Source organism: Thioclava sp. 'Guangxiensis', from assembly GCF_045348365.1.
Taxonomy (GTDB): Bacteria; Pseudomonadota; Alphaproteobacteria; order Rhodobacterales; family Rhodobacteraceae; genus Thioclava; species Thioclava kandeliae.
The window spans coordinates 2,577,833-2,603,524 of the sequence record NZ_CP155822.1 but is presented as its reverse complement, the minus strand read 5'-3'; the positions used below and the strand labels follow the sequence as shown (position 1 = coordinate 2,603,524).

The 25,692-nt window shown below is 59.9% G+C and carries 22 protein-coding genes; 10 read left to right on the top strand and 12 right to left on the bottom strand.

Annotated features, from left to right (window positions below):
- Position 1: 1 nt before the first annotated feature.
- From ABEB22_RS12885 to ABEB22_RS12870, 4 genes are all read left to right on the top strand, one after another.
- On the top strand, positions 2-3,907 hold the full coding sequence (locus ABEB22_RS12885) for a glycoside hydrolase TIM-barrel-like domain-containing protein (RefSeq protein WP_406870492.1): 3,906 nt from the start codon (positions 2-4) through the stop codon (positions 3,905-3,907).
- 135 nt (positions 3,908-4,042) lie between these two features.
- Positions 4,043-4,858, top strand: coding sequence for a serine O-acetyltransferase (gene cysE / locus ABEB22_RS12880; protein ID WP_339112479.1), 816 nt, complete (start codon positions 4,043-4,045; stop codon positions 4,856-4,858).
- Positions 4,859-5,016: 158 nt separating this feature from the next.
- Complete coding sequence (locus ABEB22_RS12875; RefSeq protein ID WP_339112480.1) at positions 5,017-5,658, top strand: hypothetical protein; 642 nt, start codon at positions 5,017-5,019, stop codon at positions 5,656-5,658.
- Positions 5,631-5,906 carry an antibiotic biosynthesis monooxygenase gene (locus ABEB22_RS12870; protein ID WP_339112481.1) on the top strand — a complete coding sequence of 92 codons (276 nt, stop codon included), beginning with the start codon at positions 5,631-5,633 and terminating at the stop codon, positions 5,904-5,906. Before ABEB22_RS12875 ends, ABEB22_RS12870 begins: the two co-directional genes overlap by 28 nt.
- A gap of 72 nt (positions 5,907-5,978) precedes the next feature.
- Here ABEB22_RS12870 and ABEB22_RS12865 read toward each other — a convergent pair whose 3' ends face one another.
- The 7 genes from ABEB22_RS12865 to ABEB22_RS12835 form a co-directional block, all read right to left on the bottom strand.
- Complete coding sequence (locus tag ABEB22_RS12865; protein WP_406870491.1) at positions 5,979-7,310, bottom strand: branched-chain amino acid ABC transporter permease; 1,332 nt, start codon at positions 7,308-7,310, stop codon at positions 5,979-5,981.
- Positions 7,307-8,359, bottom strand: a complete 1,053-nt coding sequence (locus ABEB22_RS12860; protein WP_339112483.1) for a branched-chain amino acid ABC transporter permease — start codon at positions 8,357-8,359, stop codon at positions 7,307-7,309. The genes ABEB22_RS12865 and ABEB22_RS12860 overlap by 4 nt, the downstream gene beginning before the upstream one ends.
- On the bottom strand, positions 8,359-8,715 hold the full coding sequence (locus tag ABEB22_RS12855; RefSeq protein WP_406870490.1) for a hypothetical protein: 357 nt from the start codon (positions 8,713-8,715) through the stop codon (positions 8,359-8,361). Before ABEB22_RS12855 ends, ABEB22_RS12860 begins: the two co-directional genes overlap by 1 nt.
- 3 nt (positions 8,716-8,718) lie before the next feature.
- Positions 8,719-9,423: an ABC transporter ATP-binding protein gene (locus ABEB22_RS12850; RefSeq protein WP_406870489.1), complete on the bottom strand. Its 705-nt coding sequence runs from the start codon at positions 9,421-9,423 to the stop codon at positions 8,719-8,721.
- Complete coding sequence (locus ABEB22_RS12845; RefSeq protein ID WP_406870488.1) at positions 9,420-10,211, bottom strand: ABC transporter ATP-binding protein; 792 nt, start codon at positions 10,209-10,211, stop codon at positions 9,420-9,422. The genes ABEB22_RS12850 and ABEB22_RS12845 overlap by 4 nt, the downstream gene beginning before the upstream one ends.
- Positions 10,212-10,317: 106 nt before the next feature.
- Positions 10,318-11,502 (bottom strand): ABC transporter substrate-binding protein, encoded by a 1,185-nt coding sequence (locus tag ABEB22_RS12840; RefSeq protein WP_406870487.1) that lies wholly within the window; start codon positions 11,500-11,502, stop codon positions 10,318-10,320.
- 203 nt (positions 11,503-11,705) lie between these two features.
- The gene (locus ABEB22_RS12835) at positions 11,706-12,830 is read right to left on the bottom strand and encodes a GlxA family transcriptional regulator (RefSeq protein WP_350934020.1); all 1,125 of its coding nucleotides are present in this window, start codon (positions 12,828-12,830) and stop codon (positions 11,706-11,708) included.
- 215 nt (positions 12,831-13,045) lie between these two features.
- On the opposite strand from ABEB22_RS12835, the gene ABEB22_RS12830 reads away from it, so the two are divergent.
- Positions 13,046-14,419: a class II 3-deoxy-7-phosphoheptulonate synthase gene (locus ABEB22_RS12830; protein ID WP_339112489.1), complete on the top strand. Its 1,374-nt coding sequence runs from the start codon at positions 13,046-13,048 to the stop codon at positions 14,417-14,419.
- A 188-nt stretch (positions 14,420-14,607) separates the two neighbouring features.
- Here ABEB22_RS12830 and ABEB22_RS12825 read toward each other — a convergent pair whose 3' ends face one another.
- On the bottom strand, positions 14,608-15,351 hold the full coding sequence (locus ABEB22_RS12825) for a PAS domain-containing protein (RefSeq protein WP_339112490.1): 744 nt from the start codon (positions 15,349-15,351) through the stop codon (positions 14,608-14,610).
- Between the two features lie 922 nt (positions 15,352-16,273).
- Here ABEB22_RS12825 and gmk point away from each other — a divergent pair.
- Entirely contained in the window at positions 16,274-16,912 is a 639-nt protein-coding gene (gmk, locus tag ABEB22_RS12820; protein ID WP_339112491.1) for a guanylate kinase, read from the top strand.
- Positions 16,909-17,427 carry a gamma carbonic anhydrase family protein gene (locus tag ABEB22_RS12815; protein WP_339112492.1) on the top strand — a complete coding sequence of 173 codons (519 nt, stop codon included), beginning with the start codon at positions 16,909-16,911 and terminating at the stop codon, positions 17,425-17,427. The genes gmk and ABEB22_RS12815 overlap by 4 nt, the downstream gene beginning before the upstream one ends.
- Positions 17,428-17,448: 21 nt before the next feature.
- Here ABEB22_RS12815 and ABEB22_RS12810 read toward each other — a convergent pair whose 3' ends face one another.
- Complete coding sequence (locus tag ABEB22_RS12810) at positions 17,449-17,865, bottom strand: hypothetical protein (protein ID WP_406870486.1); 417 nt, start codon at positions 17,863-17,865, stop codon at positions 17,449-17,451.
- A 170-nt stretch (positions 17,866-18,035) separates the two neighbouring features.
- Here ABEB22_RS12810 and ABEB22_RS12805 point away from each other — a divergent pair, with 170 nt between their 5' ends.
- The 3 genes from ABEB22_RS12805 (at position 18,036) to ABEB22_RS12795 (ending at position 22,300) form a co-directional block, all read left to right on the top strand.
- Positions 18,036-19,091, top strand: coding sequence for an ATP-binding protein (locus tag ABEB22_RS12805; protein ID WP_339112494.1), 1,056 nt, complete (start codon positions 18,036-18,038; stop codon positions 19,089-19,091).
- A 233-nt stretch (positions 19,092-19,324) separates the two neighbouring features.
- Positions 19,325-20,950 carry an alpha-D-glucose phosphate-specific phosphoglucomutase gene (locus tag ABEB22_RS12800; RefSeq protein ID WP_406870485.1) on the top strand — a complete coding sequence of 542 codons (1,626 nt, stop codon included), beginning with the start codon at positions 19,325-19,327 and terminating at the stop codon, positions 20,948-20,950.
- Positions 20,951-21,061: 111 nt separating this feature from the next.
- Positions 21,062-22,300 (top strand): aminopeptidase, encoded by a 1,239-nt coding sequence (locus tag ABEB22_RS12795; protein ID WP_406870484.1) that lies wholly within the window; start codon positions 21,062-21,064, stop codon positions 22,298-22,300.
- 110 nt (positions 22,301-22,410) lie between these two features.
- Here the strand turns inward: ABEB22_RS12795 and ABEB22_RS12790 are convergent, their stop codons facing one another.
- The 3 genes from ABEB22_RS12790 to ABEB22_RS12780 all read right to left on the bottom strand — a co-directional run bounded on the left by ABEB22_RS12790 (position 22,411) and on the right by ABEB22_RS12780 (position 25,608).
- Positions 22,411-23,544 carry a Hint domain-containing protein gene (locus tag ABEB22_RS12790; protein ID WP_406870483.1) on the bottom strand — a complete coding sequence of 378 codons (1,134 nt, stop codon included), beginning with the start codon at positions 23,542-23,544 and terminating at the stop codon, positions 22,411-22,413.
- 495 nt (positions 23,545-24,039) lie between these two features.
- A complete protein-coding gene (locus ABEB22_RS12785; RefSeq protein ID WP_406870482.1) occupies positions 24,040-24,489 on the bottom strand; it encodes a hypothetical protein in 450 nt (149 codons plus the stop codon).
- A gap of 174 nt (positions 24,490-24,663) precedes the next feature.
- Positions 24,664-25,608, bottom strand: coding sequence for a LysR substrate-binding domain-containing protein (locus ABEB22_RS12780; protein WP_406870481.1), 945 nt, complete (start codon positions 25,606-25,608; stop codon positions 24,664-24,666).
- Positions 25,609-25,692: the final 84 nt, after the last annotated feature.

Here is a 25,692-nt window from a genome sequence, read left to right as displayed (position 1 = left end):
CATGGCGACGATCCTTTTGGGCGCGGCAGGAGCCGCGATTGGGGGCGGTTTTGGCGGCACGGTGCTGGGACTGTCTGGGGCGGTGATCGGGCGTGCTGTCGGCGCCACCTTGGGGCGGGCTATCGACCAGCGGCTTCTGGGCACCGGATCGCAGAGTGTCGAGACAGGTAAGGTAAGCCAGTTCCGGTTGTCCTCCGCCAGTGAGGGGACGCCCGTGCCGATGCTCTGGGGCGGGATGCGGCTCGCGGGTCAGGTGATCTGGGCGACACGGTTCCGTGAGAGTGCCTCCACGCAGAAGAGCGGTAAAGCGACCGGTTCGAGCGTAAAGACCACCAGTTACGCCTATTCGGTCAGCCTTGCGCTGGCGCTTTGCGAGGGGCAGATCCTGCGGGTGGGCCGTATCTGGGCCGACGGCCAGATCCTCGATACGGCGGGGATCGATTATCGCGTCTATCCCGGATCCGAGGATCAGGAGCCCGATCCGAAAATCGAAGCTGTCGAGGGGGAAGGGCTGGCACCGGCCTATAGGGGCATTGCCTATGTCGTGTTCGAGGATCTTGCGCTTGCGCAATTCGGCAACCGTGTGCCGCAGTTGACCTTCGAGGTGTTCCGTGCGGCCGATCCCGATCTCGAAGGCGAGCCCGAGGGTTACGAGAGCTGCGTAGAAGGGGTGGCGCTGATCCCCGGAACGGGGGAATATTCGCTGGCCACGACCCCAGTTTACTTTTCTGGCGAGGAGGGTGGCTCGAGCAAGGTGATGAACCTCAATGCTTCCGGTGGGCAGACCGATCTCTCGACATCACTCGAGGCGCTGGATGGGGATCTGCCTGCGTGCCAAGCGGTGTCTCTCGTGGTATCGTGGTTCGGCAGCGATCTGCGCGCGGGCCACTGCCAGATCCGCCCGCGGGTAAACGAACTGACCGGCGAGGGCAAGAATATGCCCTGGTCCGTGTCGGGGATCGGGAGGCAGGCTGCGGGCAAGGTCGCGTATAATACGGAGGGCGATCTTTATGGTGGCACGCCGACCGATCAGTCGGTGATCGAGGCCATTCAGTCGCTTCGGGCGTCGGGAAAATTCGTGACATTCTATCCCTTCATCCTGATGGAGCAGATCGCGGGGAACGCGCTACCCAACCCTTGGGCGCCCGACGAAGAGCAACCGGCCTTGCCTTGGCGGGGCCGGATCACGACAGAGCTGGCACCGGGGCTCGTGGGGACGACCGACCGGACCGCAGCGGCGGCCGATGAGGTCGCGTTATTTTTCGGGCAGGCCGCATCCGATGACTTTCCTTCGACGGATGACGGTATCGGCTATAGCGGGCCTGCGGAATGGTCGATGCGGCGGTTCATCCTGCATTATGCCCATCTTTGTGCCAAGGCCGGTGGCGTAGATGCGTTCTGCGTGGGCACCGAGATGTGTGCCCTGACCCAGATCCGTGATGGCGAGGATGGCTTTCCGGCGGTGGAGGCATTGCGGGTTCTGGCAGGAGAACTGCGCGAGATCCTCGGCGCGACCTGCAAGATCGGCTATGCGGCGGACTGGTCGGAATATTTCGGTTACAGCTCGCATGAGGGCAACCGCTATTTCCATCTCGATCCGCTCTGGAGCGATGCGGCGATCGACTTCGTGGGGATCGATAACTATCTGCCACTGTCTGACTGGCGCGAGGGAGAGGAGCATGCCGATGCGGCATGGCCCGCGATCCATGATCTGGCCTATCTGCAAAGCAATATCGAAGGCGGCGAGTATTACGACTGGTATTATGCCACCGATACGCACCGCGATTTGCAGATCCGCACACCGATTACCGATGGCGAGGGCGAGCCGTGGATCTGGCGGGCGAAAGATTTTCGGGGCTGGTGGGAGAACCGCCATTACGCGCGGATCAATGGAGTGCGGGCGACCGCACCGACCGCGTGGCTGCCGCAGATGAAACCGATCTGGTTTACCGAATTTGGCTGTGCGGCGATTGATAAGGGCACGAACCAGCCCAACAAGTTCCTCGATCCCAAAAGTTCGGAATCCATGCTGCCCTATTATTCAAACGGGCGGCGCGACGAGTTGATCCAGATGCAATATCTGCGGGCGATGACGGATTGGTGGCAGACTGCGCTGCACAATCCCGTCTCGGCGGTCTATGGCGGACCGATGATCGATATGACGAAGGCCCATATCTGGTGCTGGGATGCGCGGCCCTGGCCCGAGTTTCCGGCCCGCGATGATCTTTGGACCGATGCGGCCAATTACGGTCGCGGGCATTGGCTGTCGGGACGGGCGACGGCCCAGCCGCTGTCGCGTGTGGTGGCCGAGATTTGTCAGGCGGGCGGGCTTGCGGCCATTGATGTCTCGGGGCTGCGAGGCGCGGTGCGTGGATATATCGCACAATCCGGCGAGTCACCGCGCGCAATGCTACAAAGCCTGATGCTGGCATACGGGTTCGATGCGATCGAACGCGACGGGCTGCTGCGGTTTGTCATGCGCAGCGGGCAGGTGGACCGGGTTCTGGAGGAGGCGAATTGGGCGCTTGGTGACGATGACAGCTCAGTAACGCAGACCCGTGCGGCCGAGGCGGAAATGTCGGGGCGCGTGCGTCTGGGTTATGTCGAGGCGGAGGGCGAATATACCGCGCGCGTCGTCGAGGCGATATCAGCGCAATCCCAGGACCATGGCACCAATAGTTCGAGTGAGGTGGATGTCGCCCTCCACCGACCGCAAGCGGTGGCGATTGTGGAGCGCTGGCTGGCAGAGGCGCAGATGGCGCGCGATGTAATCCGCTTCACGTTGCCGCCCTCCCTGACGGGGATCGGAGCGGGAGATGTCGTGGCAATCGAGGGCGCCCGTTACCGTATTGACCGTGTGGATCTGGCAGGAGCGGCAACAATGGAAGCAGTTCGTATCGAGGAGGGGCTTTATGAGCCGTCCGATGCCGCCGAAGCCTCCGTTTCTGTGACGCGGTTCTATGCGCCCGTTCCGGTGACCGCCCAGTTCATGGATCTGCCATTACTGACCGGTGAGGAGGTGCCCTACGCTCCCCATCTGGCTGTCACCGCCAGCCCATGGCCCGGAACGGTGGCCGTTTATGACGGATCAAGCGATTCCGATTACCAACTTAATTCCACGCTCAGCAATCGTGCGAGCATTGGCCAGACGTTGGGAGGTCTGACATCGGCGCGCGCAGGGCTATGGGATCGCGGACCGAGCCTCAGGATCAAGCTCGTATCGGGAGAGTTGCAATCTGTGAGCGAGGCGCAGGTGCTGGCCGGCGCCAATGTGATGGCCATCGGGGATGGCAGCAGCGGTAATTGGGAGATTTTCCAGTTCGCCACCGCCAATCTCGTTGCCGAGAACACCTATGATCTGAGCCTTCGGTTGCGTGGACAGCTTGGCAGCGACGCGCTCATGCCTGATCTCTGGCCGGAAGGCTCGGTGGTCGTGGCGCTGGACGGGCAGGTGGACCAGATTACCCTCGCCCAGAGCCAGCGTAATATCGCGCGCCACTACCGTATGGGCTCCGCACGGCGCAGCTACGACGATCCAAGCTATCTGCATCTGATCGAAAGCTTCAGGGGCAACGGATTGCGCCCCTATGCGCCCGCCCATTTGCGTATCGAGGCGCAGGGGGGTGGCTGGATGGCCAGCTGGATCCGGCGGACGCGGATCGATGGGGATGCGTGGCTTGAACAGGAGGTGCCGCTCGGCGAGACACAGGAGCGCTATCGGGTGAGGATTTTGGGGGAGAATGACGCTGTTCTGCGCGAGGCGGAGACAGCTGGAGCGACTTGGAGCTATACGGAGGCACAGTGTGCGGCGGATCTTGCGGTCTCACCGAAGCTGGTGCTGGAGGTGGCGCAGCTGAGTGATCTTTACGGAGCGGGGCTTGCCGCACGCTTGCAGCTCGCGGGCTGATAACGGGGCTGAAAAAGGCGTTATGGACTTTTTTCTGTTTTGCACTTGGTTTATGCGTGAGGCGCCTCCATCTGGTAATATGCCGGACGCACGCGGGTGGAGGCGCGGGCGCATTCGCTATGCAAAGGAGATCCCATGGCCGAGCTTCAAGCCAGAATCACCGCTGTCGACCCTGTCTGGGAACGGATCTGCACCGAAGCACGGGCTGCGGTGCAGAACGAGCCCCTGCTCGGATCGCTCATCCATGCCGGGCTTTTGCATCATCCGACCTTCGAGCGGGCGCTGTCTTTCCGGTTCTCGCTGAAGCTTGCCTCCAACGAGATGAGCGAGCAGATCCTGCGCGAGATCGCCGACGAGGCCTATGCTCAGGCTCCGTATCTGATTGCGGCGGCGCGCGCCGATCTTGTGGCCGTCTACGAGCGAGATGCGGCCTGCCACCGGCTGATGCAACCCCTGCTGTTCTTCAAGGGCTATCAGGCATTGCAATCCTACCGGATCGCGCATTGGCTCTGGTCGCAGGGGCGTCCGGATATGGCCTATTATGTCCAGATGCGCACCTCCGAGATGTTCGGCGTGGATATTCATCCGGCGGCGCGGATCGGGCAGGGCGTGATGATCGACCACGCGCATTCCATCGTGATCGGCGAGACCGCCGTCGTGGGCGACAATGTCTCGATGCTGCATTCGGTCACGCTGGGCGGGACCGGTAAGGAAGAGGAAGACCGCCATCCCAAGATCGGCAATGGTGTCCTGATCGGTGCGGGCGCGAAAGTGCTCGGCAATATCCGCGTCGGGGACAATTCTCGCATTGCCGCAGGGTCGGTGGTGCTCGACGAGGTTCCGCCCTGCAAGACCGTGGCAGGTGTGCCGGCGCGCATCGTGGGAGATGCGGGCTGCAGCCAGCCCTCGGTCTCGATGGACCATCTTCTGGACAAACAGCCCGGCGCGTAATGTGCAGCTGTGGCATTCTGTGCCGGTTAAAGCAGCATTCTGTGCGAATTGCCTCCATAAATATGACGATGCTTATAAATTCACGGTTGTGCTTTAGCTTCCGTTAACCATTTGTCCTTCATGTTTTCCTAGGACCTTTGCAACCCTAGGAGGATGTGATGGATGGTGATCTGAGTAAACTCGTCGAACTGAACCGCAAGCCTATGCATCTGTCCGGGATGCTGTTGGGGCTTCGTGCATTGGAAGAAGCTTATGGCAGCCTCGAGCAGCATATGCTGCGCGATGACGGGGCCGCAATAACCCAAGCGCTCACGCATGGCGCGCGGCTGGCGCGCAATAACCGTGCGGAGGCTGACCGCAGCTTGATCGATTGCCTGAGTGAATTGCGGAGCTGTCTGGACTATTATGGGCGCTATGTGCAGGGGCGTGTGAGTATCGACCGGCTCCCGCGCTATATGCCTGGAAGTGAGGCGGCCGAATTTCTGGATCCGCTTCTGGTGAAAGCGGCGCCGATCCTCGTGATGACCGATTTTCAGGGGATACGGATGCAGGTCACGGCCCCTGATGGCAAGGTGATCTTTCTCTTTTATAAAGCCATTCAGGCCGTGCATGCGGATCTCTTCCATGTGCATCGTAATCTCGCCGATGCCTCGCGCCTGACACGACCACAAAAAGGCGTCTTGGTCGCGCCGGCTTTTGATGACAAGCTTCTGGAACAGGCCCACCTTATCCCGCATCTGGTATTGAGAAGCAGCCGTCCAGGAGAAACGCTATGCCGGTCCATGTCAGTGGCCATCTGATTTGCAAGAATAATAACGAGGCCGAGCTCGTCAGACTTTATCTTCCCCAGCATCGGGCTTTGACACAGGCAGAACCCGGTTGTCTTCTTTTCGAGGTCGAGGAAACCGATGACCCTCTGATCTGGCGCGTGAGCGAGAGTTTCATGGACCAGAAGGCGCTCGAAGCGCATCAAGCACGGTTGCTCCATTCGATCTGGGGCGAAAAGACCAGGAATATTGCCCGCGAGTATGATGTCATCCGGACCTGATCCGGCGTATTCGATGGGCGGACATACGGAAAACCCCACCTATCCATTTGGGATAGGTGGGGTTTTGTGCGTTTAGCGCTCCGGCAGAAGGCCTCTCGGGGCGAAGCGTAAGACCACAAGCAGGACAAGCCCCATAGCCAGATACCGCATCTGCGCCGCTGACTCGAGAAGATGGTCCTTCAATGCGCCAGGCTCCATTCCCGAGGTCAGGAGTTGAAGCAGCTCCGGCCCCCAGGCTTCCGCCTTGATCCAGAGATACCAGACTAGGATCCCCCCCAGCACGGCGCCCCAGTTGTTCCCGGAGCCGCCGAGGATCACCATCACCATGATGAGGAAGGTGAAGCGCAGCGGGTTGTAGGTGGCGGGCGTCAGCTGGCCATCGAGCGTCACCATCATCGCACCGGCAAAGCCGCAGATCGCCGAGCCGATGATGAAAATCTGCAGATGGCGTTTGGTTACGTTCTTGCCCATCGCGCTGGCGGCGACCTCGTTCTCGCGGATGGCGCGCATCATGCGCCCCCAAGGGGAATGGAGCGCGAGCTGTGTGCCAGCGACAAAGATGATCAGCACCACTGCGAAGAGTGCGAGATAGAGGAGCTTGACGAAAATCGTCGAGGCCAAAACCGGATCCATCCCGAAATCTGCCGCCCGTGCAACGAAATCAGCCGAGGCCTGCAAGTCGATCTCCCGCGGGATGAAGAAGGGACGCGGGATACCGTTCACATTCATCACGCCTCGGTCGAGCCAGTTTTCGTTTTTCAGGACAGCGACGATGATCTCGGCGATCCCAAGGGTCGCGATGGCCAAATAGTCCGAGCGCAGCCCCAGCGCAGCCTTTCCGATGGCCCAGGCGGCGATGGCGGCCAGAAGCGCGCCTACAGGCCATGCCATAAGCACCGGCAGTCCGAGCCCGCCCAGATAGCCCTGTGCCGAAGGGTTGATCGCCTCGACCGCGCTGACGGCGGGATCGAATATGGCGCGGAACACGAAGAAGCCTACGATTAGAACGATGATTGTCGCAAGCCCCCGCACGCCTTTGCGAAGCTGCTTCCAAGTCTGGACCGAAAGAGCCAGCACCGCCACGGCGATAGCCAGCGCCAGCAGCACTCGCCAGCCGCCTGCGCCCATCGCGCCTTGGGTGGCGGGCATCGAGATCAGCACAGGTGCAAGCCCGCCCAAGGCGATGAAGCCCATGGTTCCGGCATTGAACAGCCCCGCATAGCCCCATTGCAGGTTCAGCCCGAGCGCCATGATCGCGCTGATCACCCCCATATTCAGGATGACGAGTGCCGCGTTCCAGCCCGAGGTGGCGGCTTCGATGCCGAACAGGACGAGAAGCGCCACAAACAGGAGGGGTGTGCGGAGCGCGCCGCCGGCTGCGCTCTCTGCTTGACGAGAACTCATATCGATTTCCCCTTGAATAGGCCGGTCGGGCGGAAGATCAGCACCGCGATCAGGATGGTGAAACTGACGGCGAATTTATAATCCGTCGAGAGGAGTTGCAGCAGGCCGCTCGGTTCCCAGCCGGGGATCAGGTATGTGGCGACCTTCTTCCACGCATAGGTCACGCCGATCTCGGAGAAGGCGATGATATAGCCGCCGACGATCGCCCCCATCGGATTACCGATGCCGCCAAGAATGGTGGCCGCGAAAATAGGGAGAAGGAGCTGGAAGTAGTTGAACGCCTTGAAGGATTTATCAAGCCCGTAGAGCGTGCCCGCAATCGTGGCCAGCGCTGCGGTGATGATCCATGTGATCATGACGACGCGCTTGGGGTCAATGCCCGACAGAAGCGCCAGATCCTCGTTATCGGAGAAGGCCCGCATGGATTTACCGGCGCGGGTGCGGTTGAGGAACCAGAACAGTGCCACCATGACGATGAGAGCCGTCACGAAGGTGATCACCGAGCTTGCGCGGACGGCCAGAGGCTCGGCAAGCCCCGTGAGATCCTTGAACTGGCGGGCCGAGATCAGGAACCTCTCGCCGTCGGCAAAGCGGATCTCGTCCACACCGGAGACGGCGTCCTTGGCCCCGAGCACGGGCACCGACAGGACCGAGATCATGATCCGCGTCAGCGCGTTCATGACGAACATCACACCGACGGAGACCATCACCATCACGACCGGCGTCGCACGGATCTTGCGGTAATGGGCATAGACGACGCGGTCCGTGGCCAGCGCCAGAGCTGCGGTCACGATGATCCCGATCGGCAGGGCCAGAAGGGCGGTCGGCAGCGGCCCGAGACCGATTCCGCCATCCTGCAACAACCATGTGACGAGAATGGTGACACCGGTCCCGAAGGCCATCATGTCACCATGGGCGAAATTCGAGAAGCGTAGGATCGAGTAGACAAGCGTCACCCCGAGCGCGCCGAGCGCCAGTTGCGAGCCATAGGACAGCGCAGGTATGATGACGTAATTCGCAAGCGCGATAAATGCGTTGAGGGCTTCCATTAAACCGGTTCCTCACAAGTTCCGTGCAATGTCTCGGCGGGCAGGCCCATGCCGGACACGTGATAGGTGGCCGCCGTATCGGGGGCGACCTTGTCGCGCGCCTCGATTGTGATGGTGACCTCGAGATCCATGACGCCGATGGGCGCGACGGTGATCCGGTCCTCGCTGCGCGAAATGCGGGCCGTGACCGGCTGCGGGAAGCGCTGGGTATCGAGCCATTCGAACCCTTCACCGCCGTCTTGACGGATGGTGATCTTGAGGTCGTCGAATGTGCAGCTCAGCACCGTATCGTGGCGTCCCTCGGCATGTGCACTACTCGCGGCGAGCCCCAGAACAAGACCAAGAAGTGGTTTCATCTCTCAGCCCCCCAAGAAAGTGCGGCGGACTTCCGGATCTGCCAGAAGCGCGGGGCCGGTATCGGTATAGGCATTGGCACCTTGCACCAGAACATAACCGACATCTGCAATTTCAAGAGCTTGGCGGGCATTCTGCTCGACCAACAGGATCGAGATACCCGTGCGGGCCACATCGATGATGCGGTCGAACAGCTCGTCCATGACGATCGGGCTGACGCCTGCGGTGGGCTCGTCGAGCATCAGGAGCTTGGGCTTTGTCATCAGCGCACGACCTACGGCCACCTGTTGCCGTTGTCCGCCCGACAACTCGCCCGCATTCTGGCGGCGTTTCTCGCGCAGGATCGGGAAGAGGTCATAGATCTGCTCGATGGTTTCGCGGAAATTATCGCGGCGGGTAAAGGCGCCCATCTCGAGATTTTCCTCGACGCTCATTGTCGGGAAGACGTTGTTGACCTGCGGCACAAACCCCATGCCACGGCCAACGCGGTCTTGCGGGCTGAGGCTGGTGATCTCGTCGCCATCAAGCGTGACCGAACCGCTGCGCAGGGGCAGCATGCCGAAAACAGCCTTCATAGCGGTCGATTTTCCGGCACCATTGGGGCCGACGATCACTGCAATCTGGCCTTTTTCGACGTTCAGCGTGCAGCCATGCAGGATATCCGCCTTGCCATAACCGCCGGTCATCTGGGATGCAGAGAGAAAGCTCATTGTGCCTCCGTGGCCGCAGCCGCTTTGTTCTTCAGGCCGGTGCCCAGATAGGCCTCGATCACAGCCTCGTTCTGCATGATCGTATCGGGGGCGCCGGTCGCCAGCATCTTGCCCTCGGCCATCACGATCACCGGATCGCAGAGCCGTCCGATGAAATCCATATCATGTTCGATGACGCAGAAGGTGTAGCCGCGTTCCTTATTGAGGCGCACAATGGCATCGCCGATTGTATTGAGAAGGGTGCGGTTCACACCGGCACCCACCTCGTCGAGGAAGACGATCTTGGCATCCACCATCATGGTGCGCCCGAGTTCGAGCAATTTCTTCTGGCCGCCCGAAAGGTTCCCGGCCTTCTCGTCGGCGACATGGCTGATCGTCAGGAACTCCAGCACCTCATCGGCGCGGCGGCGCAGCTCGGCCTCTTCCTCGCGGATGCGCTTGCGCTGGAACAGTGCCGAGAGAAGGGTCTCGCCGCTCTGGTCCGCGGGCACCATCATGAGGTTCTCGCGCACGGTGAGCGACGGGAATTCATGTGCAATCTGAAATGTCCGCAGCAAGCCCTTGTGGAACAATGCATCGGGCGAGAGACCAGTAATCTCTTGCCCGTCCAGGAAGACCTTCCCGGATGTTGGCTTATGAACACCGGCGATCACATTGAACAGTGTGGATTTTCCGGCACCATTAGGCCCGATCAGGCCGGTGATCGACCCTTTCGCAATCTCGAGCGACACGCCATCGACAGCATGGAAACCGCCGAAGCTTTTCTTCAGGTTTTCAACCCTTATCATTTTTTATCCCGTTTGTTGCTCGCACCGGACCTATTTCCCCTGATCCGGGTGCGACGGAAAACAGCCCGGAATCCTGCTCCGGGCTGTTCGTTGGATGTCGGCAGGCTTAGCGGTATTTGACCGTCTCGATTTTGCCGTCCTTGATTTCGACCTCGCGGAAGGTGCCCGCAGATTCGCCGCCGTTGATGAAGTTCACCGAGGAGGCACCATCATAATCGATGGCCTTGCCTTCGGCGATCAGATCAAGCGCGTGACCCAGCTGGCCGGGAAGGATCTTCTCGCCCGGACCATTGGCGATGCCCATGATCTTTTCTTTATAGATGCTCGGATCGGTCGATTTCGCTTCTGCCATAGCCAGCATGATCAGAGCTGCCGCATCGTAGGATTCGCCGGAATAGACCTGATTGCCGTCAAAGCCCGCAGCCGTGGCCATCTCGAGGAACTTGTCCTTGCCTTCGCCTTCCGAGGACGGGATCTGGCCGAAGGAGCCATCAAGCTCGTCGCCGAAATTCTGTTCGAGTGCGGAGGCCACCATCCCATCGGGGAGCACGAATGTGTCGAAGGCACCTGCATCCAGTGCGCCGCGAAGGATACCCGATCCGCCCTGATCGACATAGCCGGCCACGACAAGTGCGTCGCCACCAGCCGAGGCAAGCGCGCCGACTTCGGCAGAATAATCGCCTTTGCCATCCTCATGTGCTGCCGAAATGGTGACGGTGCCGCCTTTTTCCTCGAAGGCCTTCTGGAAGCTATCGGCCAGACCTTTGCCATAGTCATTGTTGGTATAGGTCAGCGCGACGGATTTGATGTCATGCTCGAGAATGATGTCGGCCATGACATCGCCCTGCCGTGCATCGGACGGCGCGGTGCGGAAGAACAGCCCGTCATCATCCATGGTGGAGAGCGCAGGCGAGGTGGCCGAGGGCGAGATCATGACGATACCGTTGGCCATCGCGACGTTTTGCAGCACGGCGGTGGTAGCGCCCGAGCACATCGCCCCGAAGATCCCCTTCACGCCCTCGGCGGTGATCAGGCGTTCGGCGGCAGAGGTGGCCGCGCCGGCATCGATACAGGTCGAATCGCCGCGCACCGGTGTAACGGTCGAACCATCCATGAATTTTCCGCTATCGCTGACTTCCTTCATCGCCAGCTCGGCCCCCGAGGCCATGCCGGGCGCGAGCGATTCAAGCGGGCCGGTGAAGCCGAGAAGGACGCCGATTTTGACGTCATCGGCAAGCGCGGCGGTGCCGGTCATGGCGATTGCCGTCGATACCAGAAGAAGGTTGCGCATTAGAGTTCTCCCCTGAACGTGTTCTAATTTGATCATCAGGTTAAAAGGGAAGTCTGCCGAAGGGAAGCGAGAGTTTTGGCCTTTATGGGTGAATATTCACATCTTTAAATGGTTGCATTAAAAACGGGCAAATGACATCGGGCTGACATTTATTAAACAGAAAAAGACTTTAAATATTAGTGCTCTAAAGGTCGATATTTATCTTATTTCTCATCTTCCGGTTCGGCATCGAATTCCCAGTCCATATCGATGGGCAGTTCCTCGACCATTGCCATTTCTTCGTCGGGCATCGCCTCCAGCGGGGCGCCACCGGAGGCACCGCGTTCGCGGTACGGCGTAGTCTGGTAATGGGCACGGTAGCATTTCGAGAAATGCGAGGGCGAGGCGAACCCGCAGGCCAGCGCCACATTGATCACAGACATTTCGGTCTGCATCAGGAGCGCACGGGCCTTCTGTAGCCGCAACTCCATATAGTAACGCTTCGGGCTCCGGTCGAGATACCGGCGGAACAGGCGTTCCAGCTGCCGCGTGGACATGCCGACTTCAGTGGCCAGTTTGGCAGGCGAGATCGGCTCCTCGATATTCGCTTCCATCCGCCCGATCACCTGCGCAAGCTTGGGATGACGGACCCCGATGCGCGTTGGAATGGAGAGCCGCTGACTGTCTTTTTCCGTTCGGATAGAAGTATATATCAGCTGATCTGCAACCGTGTTGGCAAGTGCCTCGCCATGATCGCGCGCCACGATCCGCAGCATGAGATCGAGCGCCGCAGTCCCGCCGGCCGAACTCATCCGGTTGCCATCGATCACATAAACGGACTTGGCCAGGTCTACCTCGTCGAATTCCTCGATGAAGGCGTCGTGGTTTTCCCAGTGGATGGTGGCGCGGCGTTCATCAAGGAGGCCCGCTTCGGCCAGCGCCCACGCGCCGGTGCAGAGCCCGCCGACGACGCCGCCCTTGCGTGCCTCGCGCCGGAGCCAGCTGATCACCGGTTTCGTAGTGGCCTCGATCACATCGATCCCGCCACAGACGATGATGGTATCCTCGCGCTGCAATTCGGTCAGTCCCATATGGACATTGATCTCGACGCGGCTCGAGCTTTGCACCGTCGTGCCGCTCTCGGAGGCAAGCACCCATTCATAGAGCGGCTGGCCGGAGATCTGGTTTGCCAGACGCAGCGGCTCGAGCGCGCTGGTGAATGCCATGAGCGTAAAACGGTCAAGCAACAGAAAAACCACCCGCTTCGCGCGGATTTGTACAGGAAGGCGCTGGGAGCCATAGGAGGGGGCGGGCCGGGCCGTAAGTCTTTTCGGGGTGGTTTTGCGCATCTCACACACATCAATCTTTGATGGCCTCCGACCCAATCACCGATAGCCGGAGGCCGCAAGAGAAAGCTCGGTGTTAGCGCGTAGCAAATCGGCAGCAAGGTGCCGTTTTTGTCATCACAGCCTAAACTTTGTGCAGCAGGATAAAATATGTTTGTTGTTAGCGCTGTCCGGCCTATAAAGCGGCCCTGAATTACGACGCCTGAATGGAGGAACTGATGGCTCAGAGTTGGAAAAAGTCGGACTGGCGCGCGAAACCGCGGGTGCAGATGCCCGACTATCCCGACGCCGCGGCGTTAAACGCTGTCGAACAGTCGCTGTCGCGGATGCCTCCTCTGGTTTTTGCGGGCGAGGCACGTCGTCTGCGTGACGAGTTGGCACGGGCCTCGCGTGGCGAGGCCTTCCTGCTGCAGGGCGGGGATTGCGCGGAAAGTTTTGCCGAATTCGGCGCAGACAATATCCGTGACACATTCAAGGTCATGTTGCAGATGGCCATCGTCCTGACTTGGGGGGCGAAAGTTCCGGTGGTCAAGGTCGGGCGTATGGCTGGCCAGTTTGCCAAGCCGCGTTCTGCCCCGACCGAGACGCTCGACGGGGTCGAACTGCCGAGCTATCGCGGCGATATCATCAACGGGTTCGACTTCACCGAGGCCGCGCGCGTGCCCGATCCGAACCGGATGCTTCAGGCCTATACGCAAGCGGCCGCCTCGCTCAACCTTTTGCGGGCTTTCTCGACCGGTGGTTATGCCGATATCCATCGTGTGCATGGCTGGATCACCAGCTTCACCGATGAGGAAAAAGCCGCGAAATACCGCGTTCTGGCTGACCGGATTACCGAGGCGATGGATTTCATGGCCGCCGCTGGCGTGACCTCCGAAACCGCGCCCGAGCTGAAAGCGGTCGATTTCTACACCTCGCACGAGGCGCTGCTGCTGGAATATGAAGAAGCCTTGTGCCGGACCGACACCACGACCGGTCTGCCGGTTGCGGGCTCGGGTCATATGATCTGGATCGGCGACCGCACCCGTCAGCCGGATGGCGCACATGTTGCCTTCTGTCAGGGGGTCCAGAACCCGATCGGGCTGAAATGCGGTCCCTCGACCACGGTCGAAGATCTCAAGGTGCTGATGGCCAAACTTAACCCGCATAACGAGGCCGGTCGTCTCACGCTGATCGCGCGTTTTGGCGCGGGCAAGGTGGGCGAGCATCTGCCGCGTCTCGTGCGTGCGGTGCAAGAAGAGGGCGCCAATGTGCTCTGGTCCTGTGACCCGATGCACGGCAATACCATCAAATCGGCGAGTGGCTACAAGACACGTCCGTTTGAATCGGTGCTGCAGGAGGTGCGCGAGTTCTTCGCCGTTCATAATGCGGAGGGCACGATCCCGGGCGGTGTGCATTTCGAGATGACCGGCAAGGATGTGACCGAATGCACCGGCGGTTTGCGCGCGGTGTCGGACGAGGATCTGTCGAGCCGCTACCATACCGCCTGCGATCCGCGTCTCAACGCGAACCAAGCGCTGGAGCTGGCCTTCCTTGTGGCGGAAGAGCTGCAGAACCGCCGCAGCCAGCAACGCGCCGTCAGCAATCTCTGATTGTTGTTTGCGCCGTATATCGAGACCGGGAAGGGGGGCTCTGGCCCCCTTTTCCATGCGCCGTGCAAAACCGCTGGCCCCAAATGGTCGAAGCCCCTCCGCATTCTGCGTCAGGGCTTCGCTTCATTCTGAAGATATCTGAGTGACCAGGCGCTTTAGCGAGACCGCAAGGGGCGCCACCCCGGGTATCAGTCGTTATTCGTAACCACACGGAACATGGCGCGACGCGCCTCGGGGGTGGTCGGCGCTGCCGGAGCATCGGCGCGCGGGGCCTGCGGGATCACCGAGTTCGGCACGCCGGGCTTGCGCGGCGCGTGACCGAAGCGGGGCGCATGTTCGGCGAAGCCTGCCAGCTCGGGGCGCGCGGGTTGCGGCAGCTCGGCGGGGGTCGGTTTGCCCTGTTCGATCTGGGTAATGCGCGCATCGACCACAGTGAAGCGGCGCGGGGTGCGGCCGATGCTGTCGCCTTCTGCCACAAGGCAGCCAAGCGCGCGGTTGATATCCCCAAGATCGGATTTCAGGGGTAGCAGCAGAAGCTTGGCCTTCAGGGCAGGGCGGCCGATGCCGTCATCCGCAATGAGATCAAGTTCGGCAATCGCGGGGCCGGTAAAGCAGGCTTCGGTGGCTTCGGCGATCTTCTTGCGGCCAGCAGGTTCGAACATGGCGGTCATCGGCATACCGCGCACTTCCATTCCCATCAGATCATTAAGATGCATACCGGCCAGACGGAAGCGGCCCATGCCCGGTGCGACCCGTTCGATGATGAAGGCATATTCGAGCGCACGTTCGATGCCGCGCGGATCGATATCGGAACGCGCCGGAACGGTGCGCCCCATACGCAGCGCTTCCCAATAGGCGCGAAGCTCGGAGGCGACCTGACGCCCTTTGCCAGCCGAGAGATCCATGTGCACTACCTTCGTATCGTTTTCCATCGTCATCGTTCCTGCGATCTGCGGCGGCGCGCGGCGCCTGCCTGCCAGTTTGAGTTTATCCCCTCGCATTTTGCGGAATGGGCCGTTTCGCAGGCCACGGGATCGAATTGCTTACTGAACTCTTAATACGCGATTTCACCGGAAAATGGAGCATGAACTGATAAAATGGTTAAAATGCCACCTGTCAGAACCGCGCCTTACCAAAGGAAAGCTACACCAGGTTTCAGGGCTGGTTAAGTGCTTAATGCAGGCGCCCGATTTCTCCATGAAACGGCAGCGATTTCGACAGGATAGCTGGGAAGATGCGCCCGATTTCCCGTCTGAGAGGGGCGTGCCGGTCCGTTCACCCCTAGGGAGAATACTATTCTAACATGTTGTAATATATAGATTATGATGGTCTCTCTATAGATGTGCGCGAGATCTATCGTTACAGCTTTAGGAGGATTTGAACAAAATACCTGACCAGTTTTAGGTTAACTTTTCAGGCATCGGATGCCCCGTTCGGGAAGGGTGGAATTTTGGTAAACAGGCCAAGGAGTTATGGTTAATCCTTCGGGAGAAAACGAGCTATATTTCGAGGGCGTCGTAATGTTTTGTTAAGACATTTGGTCATTGTCCCGATTCAAGGTAGCGAAAAATGACCGGCTTCCGGCGGTAGAAGTGAAAGATTTAATAAATTCGGTCGGAGAATCGGAGGACTTTGCCCGAAGTTTTTCTGATTTCCATTTGGGCATGCGCGCCGATCAGGCGTGATCTTGCAGCGCCTGAGGGCTCTCCTGCGGCCAGAATCGCGTTCTCTCGACTTTCCGGTCATAAAAATGTTAGGCGCAGGCCAGCTCGCGGGCGCTAAAGCCTGTGATTGCGGCCCTCGGGGCGCTATCGAGGCAACGAGACAAGACCTGATATATGGAGTGGGGAGCCTATGGCCGATCGGCGTGGTATCTTGATTATTCTTTCGTCGCCCTCGGGGGCCGGAAAATCGACGCTTGCGCGGCGGTTGATGACTTGGGACCCGACGCTCAGTTTCAGCGTCTCGGCCACCACCCGTGCGCCGCGTCCCGGCGAGACCGAAGGAGTCGAGTATTTCTTCAAGACCCATGAGGAATTCGACCGGATGGTCGAGGCCGACGAAATGCTCGAACATGCGAAAGTCTTCGGCAACTCCTACGGCACGCCGAAAGCGCCGGTCGAGGCGGCCATGAGTGCGGGCCGCGATACGCTGTTCGATATCGACTGGCAGGGCGGACAGCAGATCCGCAATTCTGCGCTCGGCAAGGATGTCGTATCCATCTTCATCCTGCCGCCCTCGATTGCCGAGCTTGAGAGCCGCTTACGTTCGCGCGCGCAAGATAGTGACGAGGTGATTGCGGGCCGCATGGAGAAATCCATGTCCGAGATCAGCCATTGGGCGGAATATGACTATGTTCTTGTGAATCGCGATCTGGATGTGGCGGAGGCAGAGCTGAAGACCATCCTGATGGCCGAGCGCGCACGCCGCGACCGCCAACCCGGGCTCAGTGCGTTCATCCGCGGACTTGATGAGGAGTTCGAGGCACGATGATCTACGAGCTTGATGGATTCCGTCCGCGCATCGCGGACAACGTATGGGTGGCCGAGGATGCCAATCTGATCGGACGCGTGGTGCTCGAGGAGGGGGCGTCGGTCTGGTTTGGCGCGACCCTGCGCGGCGATAATGAAGAGATCTTCATCGGTGCCGGATCGAATGTGCAGGAAAGCGTAGTGATGCATACCGATATGGGCTTCCCGCTGGTCGTTGGCCCCGATTGCACCATTGGCCATCGGGCGCTGCTGCATGGCTGTGAGATTGGCGCAGGCACATTGATTGGTATGGGCGCGATGGTGATGAACGGTGCCAAGATTGGGCGGGGATGTCTGATCGGCGCAGGCGCTCTTGTGACCGAAGGGAAGGTCATCCCCGATAATTCTCTGGTGCTTGGCGCGCCCGCAAAAATCATGCGGGAGCTGAACGAGGCGGATCACGCCATGCTGGCCAAGGGGGCTGCACGCTACCGCGCGAATGCCGAGAGATATCGCACCGGTCTTAAGCGTATCTGAACGCCGCTTTGGCCCCGACGCTCAGCGGCGGGGCATGTTTGGCGACGGGGCCAGCCCCGGTATCTCGAAAATATCGAAATCGCGCTCGGGCCAGATCTGGCGCACTTCCTGTTTGATCAGATCGGCATTGGGCAGCGGCAGGCAATAGGCCCGCAACGGTCCGGTATATCCATGTTTGAGCAGCACATGGGCGAGATCCAGAATATCGAACGCCTCCGACAGAAGTGGCGAGAGCACGAGATCGGGTGCGGTCCTTTCGATCAGTGCATGGTCGATGGTGGCCAGTCGGGCGATGGTAAAGGCCGCACCGGTCACCCCGCGCAACGCATGCGGCAGTTCCATCGACGGTTCGATCACAAGGATGCGCCGATCCGCCAGTTCGGCGGATTTGGCACCAAGCTCTGATGGAGAAATATGTGATCCGTTCCGAGAGATCATATTGCGTCAATCCTTTTCGTTGAGATCAGGTTAACTCGCCACGGGGTGGAATGTCACACCCCTAAAACCTCTTGTGGTTACTAAATGGTAAACGCAGAAAAATACTGTCATCAACTGTTTACGCTATTCTGATTTAGGTCAACTCTACCAAAAGAAAAACGGGGGTGGTGATGAGAAAATCTTCGACGATAACGGCGCTCGGCGCCATTCCCTTTCCGATCCTGCTGATCGGGCAGAACGAGAAGATCGCCTATGCCAACCCTTCGGCCATCAGTCTGCTGGGGGATGGTCTGGAGGGGCGGACATTCGTCACCGTTATCCGCAAGCCTGCCATCAATTTCGCGCTGGACGAGGCGCTCAAGCATGGGCGCGAGGAGCGCGCGCGCGACAGGCTTTCGCTGGGCGGTCGCGAGATGTCGGTAATGTGCACTGTCTCTCCCATGCCTGCCGATCCGCTCAGCGAGCTGCCGCAGGGGGGCGCGCTGATCGTGTTCGAGGATGTCACTGCGCTCGAGGAGGCCGAGGCCCAGCGGCGTGATTTCGTGGCCAATGTCAGCCACGAGTTGCGCACCCCGCTCACCGCGCTGTCGGGCTTTATCGAGACGCTCCTGCATGCGGCCAAGGATGATCCTGTAGCGCGGGCGCGGTTTTTATCGATCATGGAGCGCGAGGCCGCGCGGATGAACCGGCTGGTGGGGGATCTTCTCTCGCTCAGCCGTGTAGAATCGGAGGAGCGCCGCCGTCCGACACAGACGGTCGATCTGTCGGCCGTTCTCAACGGCGCGATGCAGGCGCTTGCCCCCGTGGCCGAGGCGCGCAACGTGAGTTTGCTGCGCGAGGGTGAGGCCGGACCGAAACGGGTCTCGGGCGATCCTGACCAGTTGACGCAGGTTTTCTCAAATCTCATCGAGAACGCCATCAAATACGGGGCCCCCGACGCACAGGTCCGCATCACCTTGAGCACGGTGGCCCATGAACCGGCCCTGCGCGGCGCGGCACTGAAGGTCGTGGTGCAGGATCAAGGAGAGGGGATCGACGCCATCCATCTGCCCCGCCTGACCGAGCGGTTCTACCGCGTCGATACCCACCGCTCGCGCGAACAGGGAGGCACGGGACTGGGACTGGCCATCGTCAAACATATCGTTTCGCGCCATCGTGGCCGGTTCAGGGTCGAGAGCGAGAAAGGCGTGGGCTCGCGCTTTATCGTCTATCTTCCCTTGGTGTAACATTCTGGATGCGTCGGCATCACGGGCATGATCTCGCTGCATAAAGTCGCGCGGGCTGGACCTCTGGCGCGGTTGGGTTACTTCTGGGCCGGGTAACAGTGCGAAAGGATGCGCGCCGGGACGGACGCACGGGACGGGCCGGCAACTCGAGCCTCGATTTCTTAACAGAGGCTTGCAAGATCCCTCAAACTGTTCAAATCATTACGCCAAGCGACCGTCCGTGAGGAGATATCATGACCACGATTCAGACCACCCCGTTCGAGGGCCAGAAGCCCGGAACGTCGGGGTTGCGCAAGAAAACCAAGGTTTTCATGCAGAACCATTTTCTGGAGAATTTCATCCAGTCGACCTTTGATGCGATTGGTGGTGTGGACGGCAAGGTTCTGGTGCTGGGCGGCGACGGGCGCTATTTCGGCAAGGAAGCCGCACAGACGATCCTGAAGATGGCGGCGGCCAATGGGGCCTCCAAGGTCTATGTGGGCATGGGGGCATGGCTCTCGACGCCTGCGGCCTCGAACCTGATCCGAACACTTGATACCGATGGCGGGCTGATCCTCTCGGCCAGCCATAATCCGGGTGGTCCCGACGAGGATTTCGGCGTCAAGTATAACGCGGCCAATGGCGGTCCTGCGCCCGAGAAGATCACCGATGCGATCTTCGAGCGCACCAAGAACATCACCTCCTATCTGAAGCTCGAGGCCGAGGATATCGATCTGGGCAACGTTGGCACGCAAATGTTGGGCGAGATGGAAGTCGAGGTTCTCGATCCGGTTGCGGCCTATGCCGATATGATGGAAGGGATTTTCGATTTCGCTGCCCTCAAGGCGCTCTTTGCCAAGGGCTTCCGGATGCGCATGGATTCGATGTGCGCGATCACCGGCCCCTATGCGGTCGAGATCTTCGAGAACCGTCTGGGCGCGCCCAAGGGCACCGTCACCCACGAAACGCCGCTCGAGGATTTCGGCGGAATGCATCCCGACCCCAATCCTACATGGGCGCATGAGTTGATGGCCGAAATGATGGGCGAGAATGCCCCCGATTTCGGCGCGGCCTCCGATGGCGATGGCGACCGCAACATGATCCTCGGTGCAGGCACCTATGTCTCTCCCTCCGACAGCCTCGCCGTTATCGCGGCCAATGCGAAACTGGTGCCCGGCTATGCCAAGGGGCTGAAGGGCGTGGCGCGCTCCATGCCGACCTCGGCGGCGGTCGACCGTGTGGCAGAGGCGCTGGGGCTTGCCTGTTTCGAAACACCGACGGGCTGGAAATTCTTCGGGAACCTGATGGATGCGGGGCGCGTGTCGCTCTGCGGCGAGGAAAGCTTCGGCACCGGCTCCGACCATGTGCGCGAGAAGGACGGCCTCTGGGCGGTCCTGATGTGGCTCAACATCATCGCGGCGCGCGGCCAGTCGGTGGGCGAGATCATGGAAGATCACTTCAAACGCTTCGGGCGTAACTATTATTCGCGCCACGATTACGAGGCGCTGCCGAAAGAGCAGGCCGAGGCGATGCTCGAGGATCTGCGTTCCAGGCTCGCCGAACTTCCGGGCAAGGAGTATCAGGGGCTTGTCGTCGGTAATGCCGATGAATTCGCCTATACCGATCCGGTCGATCAATCCGTCTCCGAGGGGCAAGGCTTCCGTATCCTGTTTGCGGGAGGCTCGCGGGTCGTGCTGCGTCTGTCCGGCACCGGCACCGAAGGGGCGACACTTCGTGTCTATCTCGAGCGCTATGTCGCAGGCCCCGAAGGTCTGGGCGAGGATCCGCAAGAGGCGCTGGCCCCGATCATCAAAGCGACCGAAGAGATTGTCGGGATCGCTGCCACAACCGGCAAACAGCAGCCCGATGTAATTACCTGACTTTGGTCAGTGATGTTTCGAGAGGGGCGGGTCTTCCGCCCCTTTCTCATGCACTTGACCTTGCTTGCAGATGGGCAGAACGTGGGGCCAAGAAATGACCAGGAGGGCCTTATGGCTGATTTACCCTTTGATCTCGAAGCGCTTGACCGTCTGGCGAAAGTGGCCGTCCAAACCGGTTTGAACCTGCGCAAAGGGCAGGATCTCGTGGTGACGGCCCCTGTGGAGGCGCTGCCGCTCCTGCGCCGTATCGTGGCCGAGGCCTATAAGGCGGGTGCGGGGATCGTGACACCCATCCTGTCGGATGGCGAGATTGCGAAGGCGCGCTACGATTTCGCGTCTGATGAAAGCTTCGATAGTGCTGCGGGCTGGCTCTATGAGGGGATGGCCAAAGCCTATACCAGCGGCGCGGCGCGTCTGGCGATCGTGGGCGAAGACCCGATGCTGCTGTCCGAATGTGATCCGGCTAAGGTTTCGCGGGCGGGCAAGGCCAATGCCAAAGCCTATAAACCGGCACTGGAGAAGATCTCCAATTTCGAGATCAACTGGTCCATCGTCAGCTATCCGACGGTAGCATGGGCCAAGCGCATTTTCCCCGATCTCTCGGACAACGAGGCACAGGCCAAGCTGGCCGAGGCGATCTTCGCCGCCTCGCGCGTTGACCGTGCCGACCCGGTCACGGCATGGGCCGAGCATAACGCAACTCTGGCCAAGAAATCCAAATGGCTCAACGAGGAGCGCTTCGCTGCGCTGCATTTCACCGGCCCGGGCACCGATCTTGAGGTGGGTCTTGCCGATGACCATGAATGGCATGGCGGTGCCTCGCCCGCGCAAAACGGTATTATCTGCAATCCGAACATCCCGACCGAGGAAGTCTTCACCACCCCGCATAAATCGCGCATCAACGGCACGGTGCGGGCAACCAAACCGCTTTCGCATCAAGGCAGCCTGATCGAGAATATCGAGATGGTGTTCAAGGATGGCCGCGCCGTCGAGGCCCGCGCGACCAAGGGCGAGGCCGTCCTAAAAGAGTTGATCGCTACCGATGAGGGCGCCTGTTCTCTGGGCGAGGTTGCGCTCGTGCCCTTCCATTCGCCGATCTCGGAATCCGGTATTCTCTTCTACAACACCCTTTATGACGAGAATGCGGCCTGTCACATCGCTTTGGGACAATGCTACTCGAAATGCTTCCTCAACGGTGCCGATCTGAAACCGGAGGAGATTGCCGATAAGGGCGGGAACAGTTCGCTGATCCATGTCGACTGGATGATTGGCGGGCCGGAGACCGATATCGATGGCATCCGCGCCGATGGCAGCCGGGTCGCGATTTTCCGCAACGGGGACTGGGCCTGATCCCGAAGGCGCCCGACCGTGTGTTTGCACGCCACACTATCTGGCCGGAGCCATACGCGCCTCCGGCCATTTCCATAATGCGGAATGTCGTTGGAGCTCTCTCCCGACGTTCAGGCGTAGAGTGGCTTGTGGTTGCTTTGATGGCGCGCCACCAGCTTTTTCATCACCTTGCCCTTTTCGGGCAGGAACCGTGCGGGCATCGGTCTGTGATCCTCGGCGCATAGCTCTGGAAACAGGGTCTGCACCTCCTCGAATGCCTCGGGCGACAGGGATTTGAGGGCTTGCGGGCCGGTATAGAGGCTCTCTGATGCCGCTCCGTTCGAAAAGACGATTTCATGCTGATCGAAGAGCAGGTGGTAATAATCGACGCTCTCGACATCTTCGAGAGGCGAAACTCCCTCGAGTGAGGTAAGTTTGTTCGCGGGAACAAGGACTTCGAGCTGTCCAAACATCCGTTGCGAGATTTTCGACCGGACAAGAATCCGGTGCTGCGGCGAGACGACCAGATCCTGCTCCGGCAGCCCGCGCCCCAGCGCGTTCTTCTCGATCCTGATTGGGCGCAATTTGGGATTCCGCTCGAGGCTCCGGCGGGAAAGATGCCGTGTGCCGATCCATTTAAGAGGTTGGTAGCCGTGATCCATCGTGCGGATCCGGCAGCCCGGAGTGAGCGTTTCGACATCGACAGGCCCGTCTTCGGTCTCGATCTGCGTGCCGGCGGCAAAGCAGACCGGAAACTGGACGGAGGTTCCCGCCGAGAGGTCGAAGGTGAGAACGGCATTCTGTTCGACATATTCAAGAAGGCTGGAGACCCCGAGCGCGTCCAGAACGCTCGAGAGGAGAAGGGGGGAAATGGCGTCGGTAAGCTGGGTGACAAGCCCGTCGAGCAGCTCTGCCTGATCCCCATCGGGATAATAGAGATAGGTATTCCCGTCCGCCTCCCATGCGGTGACATTGACAGAACTGCCGAGTTCGATATCGAGACTCAGTCCCAGAACGTTAAGAGAAACCGCCGAGGTGACGGTGCCCGAACCGATATAGGTCGCCTCATCAGCGGTGCCGTCATCGTCCCAGGTCGCGCTTTCTCCCGCATCCCAGTCGATGTTCCCATCGCCATCATTATCGTCGAACGTCAGCGTTCCGTCCGAACTGTCCTGCAGGTTGCTGACCAGTAAAGTGTCGCTCAAACCCAGAAGCGAGCCTTCATAGGTTTGCATGTTTGTCAGATCACGCGTGCGTGTCGGCATGGGCCTACTCCAAGGGTTAACTACTTGTTACCAATGGCAATAGATACAGTTGACCAAGCTCGCGAAGCGGCATGCCTCGCAAGGGAAACGCTAGGGTGCACGGCCAGACATTCTCGCTCCGGAAGCCGGAATGGAAAAGAGCCTATGCAATCCTAAGATGAGTGAGTGTAGGTGGTTACATCTGTAAGATTGTCATCGGGTGTTGATTAATCAAATGTAAACCTCTCCCGCTGACAGGTGACCTTGGGTAGCTTCTGAGGGCTTAACTACAACCATCCAGAATACGATTAAAAATTAGGCAATTGTTTTAGTTAATTTTTTCGATAGCGGTTCTGCTGCGATATTTTCTATCAAAACGGGGAGCGAATCAGCTCGTTTCAGCCAATCTGTGAAGGGTAATCCGCTCTCTGAGGCGCACGGAAATAGACCGGATGCCGCGTAATTCCTGTCGCGCATCGAGGTGGCATGTCCGGTCGGGTGCGATGCCCGGTTTGCTTACAGCTCGTGATTTACGAGCCGGATGATCGGCTCGGCCTCATCGCTCGCAAATTGCATGGAGCTGAGCTTCCAGCGGCCTTCCTCGAGCCGCAGGGTGGCGAGGGAGAGGTAGGGTTCATAGGTAAGAAACCGGCCACCGCTCACATACCGGGTTTCATAGAGAACACAGATCGTTTCGGGATCACACCACGCAGCTTCAAGGCACCTGCGGATGATATGGCTGATATTTCGGGAACGCAGGCTCTCGTAACAGGCGGTGCTTGCGGCTTTTAGCCCCTCGGTCGTCCTCAGGATGCGCTTCTTGTCCATCGTTTCAAGACGGAACGGCAGGCTGCACATCCTTCTTATAGCCTCGAAATCATTCGAGAGCAGTGCCTCTACATTCTCGTCCAGAAACGTTTGCGCCATGGCCATTGCCATCGCGGCAGGCTTGCTCGGGGAGACCATGAGTGTACACCATCAAAATCATCGAAAAGACTTCGCGGGCGGCAGCATCGCCAGCCTGTCTGCCAGTAAGAACAAAAGGGGCGCGCCAGTCAGGCACCCCATAAAGACCAGTTTTACTGATCAATCGCTTAAGTTTATTTAATATAAACGACGCGCGAAGTCAACGTATGTTGCTCATAGGGGGCCAATCCCTTGGGACCGGGATCGACCTTCGGCCCGCTCGTCAGCCTGTTCCGCCTTTACGAAATCCACGAAGGCGCGCAGTGGCGGGGGCATGTGGCGGCGGCCCGGATAGTAGAGGAACGGCCCCGAGAATGTGGACCACCAGTCTTCCAGGACCGGCAGGAGGCGGCCATCCTCCAGTAACGGCTCCAGCCATCCGTCGAAAGTCATAAGGATGCCGAGACCGGCAACGGTAGCCGAGATCGCCATATCCACGGCCTGTGTGCTGACCGTCATCCTTGCCGGGGGATCGATCTTCACGACGCCACCGGCCTTTTCGAACTCCCAGATCCCGAGTGCGCCGCCGGGAAAGCGGGTGCGGATACAGTCATGCGACAGCAGATCGTGTGGGTGCCGCGGATGCCCCCGCCGCTCGAGATAGTTCGGGGCGGCCGCGGCCGCAAAGCGCTGGCTGCGCGGGCCGATGGGCACAGCGATCATATCCTGCGAGAGGGCTTCCTCGTAGCGGATACCGGCATCCGCGCCGCTTGCCAGCACGTCGACAAAGCCGTCATTGGCGATCAACTCGAGGGTGATGTCGGGATGTGCCGCCAGAAAGCGCTCGAGAATGGGCGGCAGGATGGTGCGGGTCACAGCCCCCGGCACGTTCAGCCGTAGAAGTCCGCGCGGCCCCTTACCAAGGGCCGAGGTTGCCTCGAGTGCCGCATCGACTTCCTCGAGCGCGGGGACGAGCCGCGCCAGCAGTGTCTCACCGGCCTGCGTCAGTGCGACGCTTCGTGTGGTGCGGTTGAATAGCCGCACTCCGAGCCGTTCCTCAAGCCGGATGACCGCCTCGCTGATGCTCGAGGCAGAGGTCGATGTCGCCCGCGCCGCGCCGCGAAACCCGCCATGCCGTGCCGCAGCTATGAAATACCGTAGATCTCTTTGATCGCGCATTGTTCTCTTTATCCGGACAGCCTGAACGGAAAGCAGGGTATTCCCTTACAATAGCCAACGTCCATATACAGGGACATCGAAATC